The 13,671-nt window shown below is 63.0% G+C and carries 14 protein-coding genes; 6 read left to right on the forward strand and 8 right to left on the reverse strand.

Annotation, left to right across the window (positions count from 1 at the left end; all coding sequences use genetic code 11):
• Window positions 1-255 precede the first annotated feature (255 nt).
• A complete protein-coding gene (locus tag ACM6IM_RS10330) occupies window positions 256-864 on the reverse strand; it encodes a lytic transglycosylase domain-containing protein (RefSeq protein ID WP_201189114.1) in 609 nt (202 codons plus the stop codon).
• A gap of 194 nt (window positions 865-1,058) precedes the next feature.
• Here ACM6IM_RS10330 and gspG point away from each other — a divergent pair, with 194 nt between their 5' ends.
• From gspG to ACM6IM_RS10345, 3 genes are all read left to right on the forward strand, one after another.
• Window positions 1,059-1,508, forward strand: coding sequence for a type II secretion system major pseudopilin GspG (gspG, locus tag ACM6IM_RS10335; protein WP_201189116.1), 450 nt, complete (start codon window positions 1,059-1,061; stop codon window positions 1,506-1,508).
• A gap of 12 nt (window positions 1,509-1,520) precedes the next feature.
• Window positions 1,521-2,708 (forward strand): type II secretion system F family protein, encoded by a 1,188-nt coding sequence (locus ACM6IM_RS10340; protein ID WP_414865066.1) that lies wholly within the window; start codon window positions 1,521-1,523, stop codon window positions 2,706-2,708.
• Window positions 2,709-2,810: 102 nt separating this feature from the next.
• Window positions 2,811-3,302, forward strand: a complete 492-nt coding sequence (locus ACM6IM_RS10345) for a hypothetical protein (RefSeq protein WP_414865067.1) — start codon at window positions 2,811-2,813, stop codon at window positions 3,300-3,302.
• Window positions 3,303-3,421: 119 nt separating this feature from the next.
• On the opposite strand, the gene ACM6IM_RS10350 is transcribed toward ACM6IM_RS10345, so the two are convergent.
• Window positions 3,422-4,318, reverse strand: coding sequence for a LysR family transcriptional regulator (locus tag ACM6IM_RS10350; protein ID WP_192301623.1), 897 nt, complete (start codon window positions 4,316-4,318; stop codon window positions 3,422-3,424).
• A gap of 160 nt (window positions 4,319-4,478) precedes the next feature.
• Between ACM6IM_RS10350 and ACM6IM_RS10355 the strand changes: the two genes are divergently transcribed.
• Both ACM6IM_RS10355 and ACM6IM_RS10360 read left to right on the forward strand, forming a co-directional pair.
• Window positions 4,479-5,498: an alpha/beta hydrolase gene (locus ACM6IM_RS10355; RefSeq protein ID WP_414865068.1), complete on the forward strand. Its 1,020-nt coding sequence runs from the start codon at window positions 4,479-4,481 to the stop codon at window positions 5,496-5,498.
• Window positions 5,499-5,668: 170 nt separating this feature from the next.
• Window positions 5,669-7,096 carry a mechanosensitive ion channel domain-containing protein gene (locus ACM6IM_RS10360; protein ID WP_414865069.1) on the forward strand — a complete coding sequence of 476 codons (1,428 nt, stop codon included), beginning with the start codon at window positions 5,669-5,671 and terminating at the stop codon, window positions 7,094-7,096.
• 109 nt (window positions 7,097-7,205) lie between these two features.
• On the opposite strand, the gene ycaC is transcribed toward ACM6IM_RS10360, so the two are convergent.
• The 6 genes from ycaC to ACM6IM_RS10390 form a co-directional block, all read right to left on the reverse strand.
• Complete coding sequence (ycaC, locus tag ACM6IM_RS10365; RefSeq protein WP_192301626.1) at window positions 7,206-7,832, reverse strand: isochorismate family cysteine hydrolase YcaC; 627 nt, start codon at window positions 7,830-7,832, stop codon at window positions 7,206-7,208.
• A 67-nt stretch (window positions 7,833-7,899) separates the two neighbouring features.
• Complete coding sequence (locus ACM6IM_RS10370) at window positions 7,900-9,738, reverse strand: amidohydrolase (RefSeq protein WP_414865070.1); 1,839 nt, start codon at window positions 9,736-9,738, stop codon at window positions 7,900-7,902.
• On the reverse strand, window positions 9,735-10,328 hold the full coding sequence (locus ACM6IM_RS10375) for an antibiotic biosynthesis monooxygenase (protein WP_414865071.1): 594 nt from the start codon (window positions 10,326-10,328) through the stop codon (window positions 9,735-9,737). Before ACM6IM_RS10375 ends, ACM6IM_RS10370 begins: the two co-directional genes overlap by 4 nt.
• Window positions 10,321-10,737: a DoxX family protein gene (locus ACM6IM_RS10380; RefSeq protein ID WP_192301629.1), complete on the reverse strand. Its 417-nt coding sequence runs from the start codon at window positions 10,735-10,737 to the stop codon at window positions 10,321-10,323. Before ACM6IM_RS10380 ends, ACM6IM_RS10375 begins: the two co-directional genes overlap by 8 nt.
• Before the next feature lie 322 nt (window positions 10,738-11,059).
• Window positions 11,060-11,980 (reverse strand): LysR family transcriptional regulator, encoded by a 921-nt coding sequence (locus ACM6IM_RS10385; protein WP_192301630.1) that lies wholly within the window; start codon window positions 11,978-11,980, stop codon window positions 11,060-11,062.
• A gap of 31 nt (window positions 11,981-12,011) precedes the next feature.
• Entirely contained in the window at window positions 12,012-12,995 is a 984-nt protein-coding gene (locus tag ACM6IM_RS10390) for an MBL fold metallo-hydrolase (protein WP_414865072.1), read from the reverse strand.
• A gap of 197 nt (window positions 12,996-13,192) precedes the next feature.
• Here ACM6IM_RS10390 and ACM6IM_RS10395 point away from each other — a divergent pair, with 197 nt between their 5' ends.
• Window positions 13,193-13,633: a helix-turn-helix domain-containing protein gene (locus ACM6IM_RS10395; protein ID WP_414865073.1), complete on the forward strand. Its 441-nt coding sequence runs from the start codon at window positions 13,193-13,195 to the stop codon at window positions 13,631-13,633.
• Window positions 13,634-13,671 lie beyond the last annotated feature (38 nt).

Below are 13,671 nucleotides of genomic sequence, written 5' to 3' on the forward strand. Positions count from 1 at the left end.
CCATAAATATTTTTGTTATTTATCAATTGCTTACACAAACGACTTGATAAGTCGGGGGAAATCCCCCACCCACTCCCCCACTTTTCGGGTTGAGGCGCTGTGCCATAAGCACCACATGCCTCTGTGGGAGCGAGCCTGCTCGCGATGGCGGTGGATCAGCCAACATCCATCTCGACTGACCTTCCGCCTTCGCGAACAGTGGTCGGGTCGTTGAAGCATTCAGGGGGTAATGCCCCACTTCCGGGGCAACCCCCATTACAGCGGCGCATCGGCTGCCAGCCCCTGCAAACGGCGGTACTGGCGCAATACGCTCGGCACGTAGCGCTGGGTTTCGGCGAACGGCGGGATCACCCCGCCACGGCTGAGCACCGCTTGCGGCCCGGCGTTGTAGGCCGCGACGGCAAGGGCGATGTCGTTGTCGAACAGGGTCATCAGGCGCTTGAGGTATTTGGCCCCGCCCTGGATGTTGGCCCTGGGGTCGTAGACGTTGGTCACGCCCATCTCACGCGCTGTGTCGGGCATCAGTTGCATCAACCCGCCCGCCCCCTTTGCCGACTGCGCGCGGGGGTCATAGGCGGACTCGGCCTGGATCACCGCATGCAACAGCGCCGCCGGCAATTCGTTGGCCGTGGCGGCCGCCGACACCAGCTCGGCGTAGGGTTGCCGGGCAATCATCTGCGGTTGCTGATCGAGGCTGACCAGCGACGATTGCGGCTCGTGAATCACTCGCTCATAGGTGCGACCAGGGCGGTGGACGTTGGACAGAACGTAGCTGCCCTTGGCGTCCACGGAAACGAATACATCGGCCTGGGCAACGCCGGCCAGCAGCACACAACCGAGCAGTCCCGCGGTGAGTGTTCTCATTATTCTTCTCCCCTGACCGACCCCGAAAAATGGGGCTATTGCCCCAATGGCCGGTGGTGAACCAGCCATACGCAAGCACTGTGCCGAGTGCGAGGAGGCCCATGATTCAAGGGTTGCGCGAGGATCCCCGGGGGTGAGCATGGCTATTGCATGAGCGACCAGGGCGACCCTTCTGTCGACTCTGTGAGGTCATCATGAAACAGCAACTGTCTTGCACCCCGCCGGGGTGTTCAGTGCGAACCCAACGTGGGTTCACCCTGCTCGAATTGTTGGTGGTGCTGGTGGTGCTCGGGCTGTTGGCCGGGATCGTCGCACCGAAGTATTTCGCCCAACTCGGCCGCTCCGAAGTGAAGGTGGCCAAGGCGCAGATCGAAGGGCTGGGCAAGGCGCTGGACTTGTATCGCCTGGAGGTCGGCCACTACCCGTCGACCGAACAGGGCTTGCAGGCGCTGGTCACCGCACCCAGCGACGAATCCCGCTGGAGCGGCCCGTACCTGCAGAAAAAACTGCCGCAGGACCCCTGGGGCCGCAACTACACCTACCGCTACCCCGGCGAAAACGGCGAGTACGACTTGCTGTCCATGGGCAAGGACGGTCAACCCGGTGGTGACGGCGAGAACGCCGAAGTCACCAGTTGGCAATGACGGGAGGTGAATATGCGTTTTCATCTCAAGGCCGTCGGCAAGGCCGGCGTGGTCTCGATGAGTGTCGAAGCCCAGGGCGACAGCGAAGCGCGGCGTATGGTCGAGGACCAGGGCCTGCGGGTGGTCAGCCTGCACGCCGAACGGCACTGGCGGGCGTTGCGCCTGCGCCAGCGCGAAACCTTCAACCTGGTGCTGTTCAGCCAGGAACTGACCACCTTGCTCAATGCCGGCCTGCCGTTGATCGATGCGCTGGAAAGCCTGGCTGAAAAGGAAACCGCGCCCCAGGCCCGCAAGACCCTGAGCGAACTGGTACGCCTGCTGTACGAGGGCAAATCGTTCTCCCAGGCCCTGGCCCAGCTGTCGGCGGTGTTCCCGTCGCTGTACGTGGCCCTGGTCCAGTCCAGCGAGAAGACCGGTGCCGTGGGCGATGCCCTGGGTCGCTACGTCAGCTATCGCCAGCGCATGGACGAGGTCCGGCAGAAAATCGTCAGCGCATCGATCTACCCCTTGCTGTTGCTGGTCGTCGGCGGTGGCGTGGTGTTGTTTCTGATGGGCTACGTGGTGCCGCGGTTCAGCCTGGTGTTCGAAGGGCTGGGCTCGAACCTGCCGTGGCTGTCGCAAATCCTGATGAGCAGCGGGATGTTCCTGCACGCCCATCAGGCGGAATTTTTCGCTGGCCTGGCCAGCCTCATCGTCAGCCTCGCTTTCCTGCAACGGCAACCGACCTTCCGTCGGGGCGTGGACCGGTTGATCGAAAAACTCCCGGCGGTGCATCAGCGCATTTTCATGTATGAGCTGGCCCGTTTTTATCGCTCGCTGGGGATCCTGTTGCAAGGCGGCATTCCCCTCGTCACCGCCATGGGCATGGTCCGTGGCCTGCTCACGGTCGCCTCGCGGACACGCCTGGACGAAGCCTGCGAACGGGTGCGCGAAGGCCAGTCGCTGTCGACAGCGCTGGAGCTCAACCGGCTCGTCACCCCGGTGTCCCTGCGCCTGCTGCGGGCGGGCGAACAGTCCGGCAACCTCGGGCAAATGATGGAGCGCAGTGCCGACTTCTACGACGAGGAAATCAGCCGCTGGATCGAATGGTTCGTGCGCCTGTTCGAACCCCTGCTGATGACCTTCATCGGCCTGCTGATCGGGGTCATCGTGATCCTGATGTACATGCCGATCTTCGAGCTGGCCTCGAGCATTCACTGAGCCGCTGAATAAATCCACCGGTGAGGTGTTCTCTGATTGAACCCGCAATACGTTGCATCGTTTATCAACGTTCGAGAACGAAACAAGAAGACGGAGAACGACATGCACATCAACAGACTTTTACTCGCGGTCGCGATTGGCGCGGTCCTGTCCGCTTCGACCGTGTTGATTCCGGACAGCCTGTCCCACGTATCGAGCGCACAGGCCAAGGACGGTGGTAGCGGCGGTGGCGGCGGTGGCGGCGGCGGTCATGGGGGCGGTGGAGGCTCCGGCGGAGGGGGTGGCGGCTCTGGCGGTGGCGGTGGAAACGGTGGCGGTCATGGCGGTGATCATGGCGGCGGCAACAGCGGCCACGGCAGCAGCGGCAGTAGCCACGGCGGCAACAGTCACAGCGGCAATGACCATGGCTCGGGACACTCCGGCAACACCGCCTCCTCCGGTCGCAGCGGCACCCACGCCGAACCGGGTGACGACCACGGCGTGCATCGTTCCGGTGAAATCGGCGACGACCACGGCGTTCATCGCTCCGGTGAAATCGGCGATGATCACGGCGTGCATGTGGGTGCCGAGCCGGGTGACGACAAACGCTCCTGACCACAGCTGATCCCGCCCTGTGGGAGCGAGCCTGCTCGCGATAGCCGGCTGTCAGGCAACATTTTCATTAACTGACCCAGCGCCATCGCGAGCAGGCTCGCTCCCACAAGGAATGCAGCCTACAGCCCCCCTTCAACCCCATCCAGACGCTCACGCAAGAACTCGATCAATGCCTGCACCGGGCGCGAACTCTGGCGATGTTGCGGATAGACCGCCGACAACGTCAGCGGTTCGGGCTGATAATCCTCCAGCACGGGCACCAGCCGTCCATCCTTCAGCGCTGCCCCGACGATGAACGTCGGCAGGTAGGTGATCCCCATCCCGGCAATGGCCGCCTCCTTGAGCACCTCGCCGTTGTTGACGCGCATGCGTCCGGCGACGTTGACTGCCAGTGGTTTGCCCTGCCCCGCAAAGCGCCACTGCACCTGGCGGCCGTGACCGTATGGCAGGCAGTCATGGCCGTGCAGGTCCTCGGGCTTGAGCGGCGTGCCTCGCTCGGCCAGGTAGGCCGGGCTGGCGCAATACACCCGCTGGATGGTGGCGATGCGGCGGGCGATCAGCGTCGAATCCTCGAGCACACCGATGCGCAACGCCAGGTCGTAGCCCTCGCCCAGCAGGTCCACCGGCCGATCGCTCAAGTCCACTTCCACCGTGACGTCACGGTAGCGTTGCAGGAACACCGGCAGCAGGCAGCCCAGGTGCGCCAGCGCAAAGGACAATGGCGCACTCAGGCGAATACTGCCGCGCGGCTCGGTGGTCTGGCCGGCGATGCCCTGCTCCACCTGTTCGACCTCGCCGAGCAGGCGCAGGGCCGACTCGTAATAACTCTGCCCCAGGGGCGTCACGTCCAGTCGCCGCGTCGAACGGTTGAGCAGCCGAACCCCCAGACGCTCCTCGAGCTGCATCAGGCGGCGGCTGACAAACTGTTTGGACAGGCCCAATTGATCGGCGGCGGCGGTGAAGCTGCCGGAGTCCATGACCTGGCAAAAAATACGCATGTCTTCGAACGGGTTCATTGTCACTCCCTGGTTGACAGTTAAACGCTTTATAGCCGCTTTTTCCTTTTACGGCACCTTATTAATCTGTGTCCACGGTGTTGCTGAGGCCTGAAACCCAGCGCCAGCAGCCCTGACCAACAGGTTACGAACATCCAATCAATCAAAAAGGAATTGCCCCATGAACGTCGTCAAGAAAACCCTCACCGCTTCCCTTCTCGCCCTCGCTGTCGGCAATGCCTTCGCGGCAGGCAGCCCGGGCGTCGAGCACAATACCCAGGCGTTCCTCGAAGCCCTCGCCGCCGGCGGTGGCAAGCCGCTCGAGCAGTTGAGCCCGAAAGACGCCCGTGCAGTGCTGACCGGTGCACAGAACTCGGTGAAAGTGGACCTCTCGGGTGTTGACGTCAGCGATCGTGCGATCAAGGTCGACGGGCAGACCATCGACCTGAAAATCGTGCGTCCGGCCAAGGTCAAAGGCGAGTTGCCCGTGTTCATGTTCTTCCACGGCGGCGGCTGGGTGCTGGGTGATTACCCGACTCACCAGCGCTTGATCCACGACCTGGTGGTCGGCTCCGGTGCCGTCGCGGTGTACGTCAATTACACGCCATCGCCGGAAGCGCAGTACCCGACCGCGATCAACCAGGCCTACGCCGCGACCCGTTGGGTGGCCGAGCACGGCAAGGAAATCGGTGTCGACGGCAAACGCCTGGCCGTGGCCGGCAACAGCGTCGGCGGCAACATGGCCGCGGTCGTGGCATTGATGGCCAAGGAACAGAAAACCCCGGCGCTGCGCTTTCAGCTGCTGATGTGGCCGGTGACCGATGCGCAGTTCGAGACCGGCTCGTACCAGCAGTTTGCCGAGGGCCACTTCCTCACCCAGGGCATGATGAAATGGTTCTGGGACAACTACACCACCGATCAGGCTGAACGTGCGCAGATCCACGCCTCGCCCTTGCGAGCCAGCGCCGAACAGCTCAAGGGTTTGCCTGCCGCCCTGGTGCAGACCGCCGAGTTCGACGTGTTGCGTGACGAAGGCGAAGCCTATGCCCGCCACCTGGATGCGGCCGGCGTAGCGGTCACGGCCGTGCGCTACAACGGCATGATCCACGACTTCGGCCTGCTCAATCCGCTGAGCCAGATTCCGGAAGTCAAGGCGGCGGTGCGCCAGGCGGCGCTGGAACTCAAGACTCACTTGAACTGAGTTTCCCCCCTGTAGAAAACCTGTGGGAGCGAGCCTGCTCGCGATGGATGTGAAGACGACGCGTTCAATCATCAAACACGCGCCATCGTTAACGTCCATCGCGACGGTTCGACGCCTCGACATGCTCGCTCCCACAGGAGTATTCCAGCCCCCCTTTGCGGAGATGCCCCATGTCACTCATCTACAACCACCTGCTGTCCCTGAGTGCCCTGCTGCTGCTCATCGACACCGTGCTCTGGCACCTCGCACCGTTCAAGCATCGCGTCACGCGGGTCGGTGTGCGCCTGGTGTTGTTCGTGTTGTTCAGCGCCATCGGGATCAACGCCGGGGTCAACCCGTTGCAGGCGCCGCTGTTCGCCGATGATCGGGTGGCACAACTGGGCGCCACGGCGCTGGGGATTCTCTGGTGGCTGTACGCCGCGCGGGTGCTGACCGAACTGATCGGCCTGGTGCTGATGCGGCGCATCGGTCACAGCGGGCGCCTGCTGCAGGACGTGATCGGCGCACTGGTGTTCCTGGCGGCCATCGTTGCGGCGGCGGGCTATGTGCTGGAGTTGCCGGTCAAAGGCCTGCTGGCGACCTCCGGGGTGGTGGCCATCGTCGTCGGCCTGGCGTTGCAAAGCACCCTGAGCGACGTGTTCTCCGGCATCGTGCTCAACACCACCAAGCCGTATCAGGTGGATGACTGGATCGTGATCGACGGCGTGGAAGGCAAGGTGCTCGACATTGACTGGCGAGCGACGCACATGCTGACCAGCGCCGGCACCACCGCCGTGGTGCCGAATTCGGTGGCGGCCAAGGCGAAAATCGTCAACCTGAGCCGGCCGAACAACATGCACGGCGTGTCGATCAGCATTCAGGTGCCCAATCATATTCGTCCACGTCGGGTGCTGGATGCCCTGGAGCGCACGCTGCAGGGCAGCAGTCGCCTGCTGTCCAATCCGGCCCCGAAAGCAGTGCTCAAGGAAGCCGGCGAAAGCATGTCCGAATACGTGGTCAGCGGCTTCATCGCCGAGCTGGGCAAGAAAAGCGAAGTGCGCAATCAACTGTTCGACCTGGCGCATCGACACCTCGAAGCCGCTGGCATTTCCCGTCGACTCGATGGCGTGATCGAGCCGACGACCCGCGCCCGGACGCTGCTCGATGAGGTCAAGATTTTCCGCTCCCTGAGTGACGATGAACGCGATCAGTTGGCGCAGTCGATGGTTGCGCAGCAATACGCGGCGGGCCAGGTGGTGCTGGGTCTGGAGGAAGTGCCGGAGAGCCTGATGGTCATCGCCACGGGCGTGGTCAGTGCCACCGTGCCGGACGGTGCCGGGCACACCGAAGCCGGACGCATGGGCCCCAGTGAGGTGATGGGCGAACAGAGCATCCTGGGCGACACCCCTTCTGAGGCGACGTTCACCACCCTGACCTCGTGCATCATCTACCGCATCGACAAAACGCTGGTGCGCAGCTACATGGAGCAACGGGTGGAAGTGGGTCGCGCGCTGAACAAGTTGCAGGCGGTGCGGACACAGAACAGCCGAATGGCGTTGATCGCCAAACCGGCGCCGATCAAGAAAGGCGGGTTCTTGAGCTGGATGCAGAAACGTTGAGCACAAAAAACTGTAGGAGCGAGCATGCTCGCGATTGCGATGGTTCAGCCAACGTTGTCGTTGGATGTCCTACCGTCATCGCGAGCAAGCTCGCTCCTACAAGTTCAGCTTATTTGGCGGTGAATGCCGAGTAGCTGTTCATCAGGTTGCGGTAGTTCGGGATGCGCTGGGACAACAGGTTGGCCAAGCCTTCCATGTCGTTGCGCCAGTCACGCTGCAGTTCGCAGGCTACGGAGAACCAGTTCATCAGTTGTGCGCCGGCGGCGGTCATACGGGCCCATGCAGCTTGCTGGACGACGTCGTTGAAAGTACCGGAAGCGTCGGTCACGACGAAAACGTCGAAGCCTTCTTCCAGAGCGCAAAGGGTCGGGAAAGCCACGCAGACATCAGTCACGACGCCAGCAATGATCAGTTGCTTGCGACCGGTAGCCTTGATCGCCTTGACGAAGTCTTCGTTGTCCCAGGCATTGATCTGGCCTGGACGAGCGATGTACGGCGCATCCGGGAACATTTCTTTCAGCTCTGGCACCAGCGGGCCGTTCGGGCCGGATTCGAAGCTGGTGGTCAGGATGGTCGGCAGGTTGAAGAACTTGGCGCAGTCGGCCAGGGCGAGGACGTTGTTCTTGAACTCGTTCGGCGAGAAATCCTGCACCAGCGAGATCAGGCCGGTCTGGTGGTCGACCAGCAGGACAACGGCGTCGTCTTTGTTCAGGCGTTTGTACGGTACGTTGCTCATGTGAAGCTCCTCGATGGATGGGTGTTACAGGAGCGCCGGCACGCAAGGCTGACGCTATTTCTTTCACTTAGAATGCGAAGCACGAGCAGCCGAAGGCGCCCCAGAAACCGGCGAAATCGCTGACCGGCACACTCGACATCCGCGCCCGGTCATGGCTGTGGGCATGCACGCCACACGGCCCGCTGCAATGGTGAACCTGGGCCTGCATCGGCGAGGCCTGGCGCCAGTGACCCGGCACCTTGGCCACCGGCGACCAGTCCGGCAGCACCGGCACGCTGGCCGGGCCGAGTTTTTCGAAATCGCCGGCGGCGTACACCACTTTGCCGCCGACCACGGTCAACACCGACTCGATCCACTTGATCGCTTCCTCGTCGACGCTGAAGAAGTCCGCGCTCAGAGCCGCGACGTCCGCCAGTTGGCCGACCTTGATCATGCCCTTCTTGCCCTGCTCGGAAGAAAACCAGGCGCTGCCGTGGGTGAACAGCTCCAGTGCGGTCTGGCGCGACAAGCCTTCGGCGTGCAGCTCCAGGCCACCGACGGTGCGGCCACTGACCATCCAGTACAGCGAGGTCCAGGGGTTGTAGCTCGAGACACGGGTGGCATCGGTGCCGGCCCCGACCGGGACGCCCTCGGCCAGCATGCGTTTGATCGGTGGCGTGGCTTCGGCGGCCTTGGCGCCATAACGCTCGACGAAATACTCGCCCTGGAACGCCATCCGGTCCTGGATCGCGATACCACCGCCCAGCGCCCTCACTCGCTCGATGTTCTGCGGCGTAATGGTTTCGGCGTGGTCGAAAAACCAGGGCAGGCCGTTGAAGGGAATGTCGCGGTTGACCTTCTCGAACACGTCGAGCATGCGGCTGATCGATTCGTTGTACGTGGCGTGCAGGCGGAACGGCCAGCGCTGTTCCACCAGGTGGCGAACCACCGGTTCCAGCTCGTCTTCCATGGTTTGCGGCAGGTCCGGACGCGGCTCGAGGAAGTCCTCGAAATCCGCCGCCGAGAACACCAGCATTTCCCCGGCGCCGTTGTGGCGCAGGAAGTCGTCGCCCTGATGCAGGGTCACGCTGCTGGTCCAGTTCTTGAAGTCGGTCAGCTCTTCCTTGGGCTTCTGGGTGAACAGGTTGTAGGCGATGCGCACGGTCAGTTGCTGATCCTTGGCCAACTGCTCGATCACCTGATAATCATCCGGGTAATTCTGGAAGCCGCCGCCGGCGTCGATGGCACTGGTCAAGCCCAGGCGATTGAGTTCGCGCATGAACTGGCGGGTCGAGTTGACCTGATACTCCAGCGGCAACTTCGGCCCCTTGGCCAGGGTCGAGTACAGGATCATCGCGTTCGGCCGCGCGACCAGCATGCCGGTCGGCTCGCCATTGGCATCGCGCACGATCTCGCCACCGGGCGGGTTCGGCGTGTCACGGGTGTAGCCCGCCACCCGCAGTGCGGCGCGGTTGAGCAAGGCGCGGTCATACAGGTGCAGCACGAACACCGGCGTATCCGGCGCGGCCTGGTTGAGTTCCGCCAGGGTCGGCATGCGTTTTTCGGCGAACTGGAATTCGTTCCAGCCACCGACCACGCGGACCCATTGCGGCGTTGGCGTACGGTCGGCCTGCTCCTTGAGCATGCGCAACGCGTCGGCCAGCGACGGCACACCTTCCCAGCGCAGTTCGAGGTTGTAGTTCAGGCCACCGCGGATCAGGTGCAGGTGCGAGTCGTTGAGGCCGGGAATCACGCAGCGGCCCTTGAGGTCGATGACCTGGGTGGCGGAACCGCGCAGGGCCATGGCCTGGGCATCGGTGCCCACCACGACGAAGCGACCGTCGCTGATGGCCACGGCGGTGGCGTGTGGGTTTTCACGGTCAACCGTATGAAATTGACCATTGAACAGAATCAGATCGGCGTTCATCGCGTTTCCTTGGGTTGATGGGAAGAGGACAACCAGGGGGCGAACAGACGCGTCGCCAGAGGCATGAACAGGTAGCAGACCGACACCACGATGGTGAGGGTGATGAGGAACGTGGCGACCACGTAATTGGACAACCAGGCATTGAGTTGCAGCAGCGGGCCCCAGATCAGCGGCACCAGCAAGGTGTGCGGCAGAATCACCAGCAGCGTGACCACGGCCTGCTTCCAGCGCGGTGGCGGTGCGGCAGCGGCGTCGGCGGTCGGGGCGAACCAGAACTCATTGACCGGGTTGACCTCGGTCTGGTCGCCATCGGCGAGCATCGGCGTGGCTTCGTTCACCAGTTGCAGGCGCTGGGGCGAATCGAGCCAGCGCTGCATCGCTTCGGTGCTGCAAAAGCGCAGCACGCAGGTGTACAGGTCGAGGCCGGCGTTCTTGCCACGAATCACATCCACCCCCAGGTGCCCTTCCTGCTGCCCGGCGATGCTGACGATGTTGCGTAACCAGGCTTCGTAAGGCCCCTCGAAACCGGCCTTGACCCGGTGTTTGATGACCAGGGTCACGACTTCCTCGAAACGGTTGGATTCAGGCATAACGTAAAGCTCCGGTGAATCGGACATTGAGCGCGAGCCGTCCCGGCCCGGCGATAAGAACGCTGCTGAACAGCAGCAACAGCAGCCAGCCGAACTGCCCTTCCTCAAGGCTCCACTGCGGATGCACCACCCGCAACGCGATCAACAGGACACACAGGATCGGCAGGCACGCCAGACGCACCAACACCCCGGCGATAATCAGCAACGGGCACAGCACCTCGGCGAAGATCGCCAGCATCAGGGTGACGTGGGCACCGAGGTGGAAAGGGTCTTCGATCACCTGCAACTGAGAACTGTAGTTCAAAAGCTTGGGCAGGCCGTGCACCCACAGCAGGAACAGACTGGCGCTGACACGCAAAAAAAACAGCCCGATGGCCTGGGCCCGTTCATCCTGTCGCGAAACGTTCATGGGGTACCCGCCCGAATGAAAAAACACCGACGTCAATGCGCCGCAACGTCATTCGATAATGCGGGTAAGGGGATGGGGAAAATTGGATGTACGTGCTCTCTTTGTGGATGCACCCGGATCTGCAGAGAGAGATGAAGCCCCTGAGGGCGCGAACCTGCTCGCGAGGGTGGCCGTCAATGACGCGGCTGCCTGACACCCCGCGGTGGTTCTGCAGTCATCGCGAGCAGGCTCGCTCCCACAGGGTGGACTGCGCCAAGAAGTTGGACACCCGTCCAACCCTTGGGGGCAGTCCAGAAGCCCGATTGGTCTGTGGGAGTGGCGTTCAGCCCGCCAATGGCAAAGGCCTCGACATGAACTCGGCGATCCGCGAGCGCAGCCAGCGCTCGGCGGGGTCGTTGTCGTGCACTCCGCTCCAGGCCATCGACAACTGCGCCGCCGCAATCGGAAACGGGGGATCCTCAGCCCGCAACGCACACCCCTCGACCAGCGCACACGCCGCATAATCGGGCACCGTGGCGATCATCTCGGTGCCGGCGAGCAGCGCGCGCAACCCGCTGAACTGCGGCACGCCCAGCACCACCCGGCGACTGCGGCCGATCTTCGCCAGGTCCAGGTCGATGTTGCCACTCAGGTCGCCGGAAAACGAGACCATGGCATGCGGTCGCTCGCAGTACTCATCGAGGGTCAACGGCCCCGGCCGTTTGTCCCCGCGCAGCACCTTGCAGGGGATGTCGCGCAGCTTCTTGCATTTGGCATTTGCCGGCAGATCCGTGGTGTAGCTCACCCCCACGGAAATTTCACCGGAGGCCAGCAGCGTCGGCATCAGCAGGTAGTTGGCACGACGCACCACCACGATGATCCCCGGCGCCTCTTCCTGCAATTGCCGCAGCAATGGCGGGAACAGGCCGAACTCGGCATCGTCCGACAAGCCAATACGAAACACATCGCAACTGGTCGTCGGATCGAACTCCTTGGCCCGGCTGACCGCGCCGGAGATCACGTCCATCGCCGGCTGCAGTTCCTTGAGAATCGCCAGCGCCCGCGCCGTCGGCTCCATGCCGCGACCGTTGCGCAACAACAACGGGTCGTCGAACAGGTCACGCAAACGACCGAGCGCCGCGCTGACCGCCGGTTGCCCCATGAACAGTTTTTCGGCGACCCGGGTCAGGTTCTTCTCGAACATCAAGGCCTCGAAAATCACCAGCAGGTTCATGTCGACGCGGCGCAGATCGTTACGGTTCATTGGCACGGCTCCCTTTTCAATGCGTCGGACTTTACTCGATCAACGGCACGTTGGCTGCACGTTTGTAGGGACCGTACTCGACCGGCACCCATTGGAAGTGCTTGCCCTCTGCCGCGATATGGCCGATGCCCGGAAACGGCAGATGCGCGGCAGTGACCCAGGTCTTGCTGGCCGCCGCAGCGCTGAATACCTTGGCGCGGCTGTTGATCGCCTGCTGGCCATTGACGTCGAAGCCGATCGACACTTCCGGGTGCAGGAACTGCACCGCCAGGTTGTGCACCAGATCGCCCATGAACAGGATGCTCTGTCCTTGCGAGGTGAAACGGTAGGTGGTGCTGCCCGGCGTGTGCCCGGATTCCAGCGTCGCCTCGACACCGGCGACAGGCGACTGGCCACTGTCGAACGTTTTGAAGCGTCCCGCAGCCACATAGGGCGCCGTGGAATCCTGAGCGATCCGGAAATACGGTTTAGCCCCCTCAGGGGCCTTGGCGAGCGCCTGGGGATCGAGCCAGTAATCGGCTTCCGCCTTCGCCGCGTAGACCGTGGCGTTGGCAAAGACCGGTTGCTTCTGACCGTCGACCAGTCCGCACACGTGGTCCAGGTGCAGGTGGGTCAACAGAATCGTGTCGACCTGATCCGGCTGATACCCGGCGGCTTTCATGTTGTCCGACAGCATGCCCGCCGTGGCGCCGATGCACTGGCCGGCGCCGGTGTCGACCAGGATCAGCTGCTTGCCGGTGTTGACCAGGAACGCGTTGAACGCGGTCTGCACGCCCGGCGTTTCAATCGAGCGGCGGGCCAGCAGCGCACGAATCTGGCTTTGCGTGAGGCCTTTGAGCAGCTTGGGCGACAGGTCGTTGTACCCGTCGAACAACGCCGTGACTTCATAATCGCCCACCGCCAGGCGGAAGTACCCCGGCGCTTGGGTACCGACCTGCGCCGGCGCCTGAGCCATGGCCACACCCGACATCAGCGCCACTGCCAGGCCTGACGCGCGAATCAAAGAATGTTTCATGTCGCTACCTCGAACGATCGGAAAAAGCGGCCACTCTCGGCGCCGCCAGGTACCTCGATTGTGCACACCTCCCGCCCGCGGAAATTGCAGCCATGTGCTGAGTCGATCTGTCTGCGCACCGACACAATTAACAACGTTTAACTCGCCTGCCAGAGCCCCGCGTCCAAGAATGAAGCTCACCGACACGGACATTAGTTATGGCCCATTCTCAGCAGAACACCGCCTGTCTGGCCGTCACCGAAACGCCGAAGAAAACCACCGGGGGTTTGACACCGTGGCGTGAAAGCCTGGCCAAGCAACTGATCCTCGAGCGCCTGGGCGAAACCATCGAAGTCAGTGACCTGGCGCGGGCGTGTGCCTTGTCACGCAGCCACTTTTCCCGCGCGTTCAAATCCAGTACCGGTCTCTCGCCACAGGAATGGATCCGTCAGCAGCGCATCGACCGGGCCAAGCAGCTGATCCGCAACACCGACCGCAGCCTGACGCAGATCAGCCTCGAATGCGGTTTTTGCGACCAGGCGCATTTCTGCCACATCTTCACCCGCAGCGAAGGCATCAACCCGTTTGCCTGGCGCTGCCGCACGGTGCGCGCCCTGCCCCATCACGCCCTCCCCACCGTCCCGTTTCACGCGCAGTAAGCGTGCGGCGCTCCCACTTGAGGGGACGCCCCGAACCT

The organism is Pseudomonas sp. IT-P12 (genome assembly GCF_949767465.1).
In the GTDB taxonomy this organism is placed as follows: domain Bacteria; phylum Pseudomonadota; class Gammaproteobacteria; order Pseudomonadales; family Pseudomonadaceae; genus Aquipseudomonas.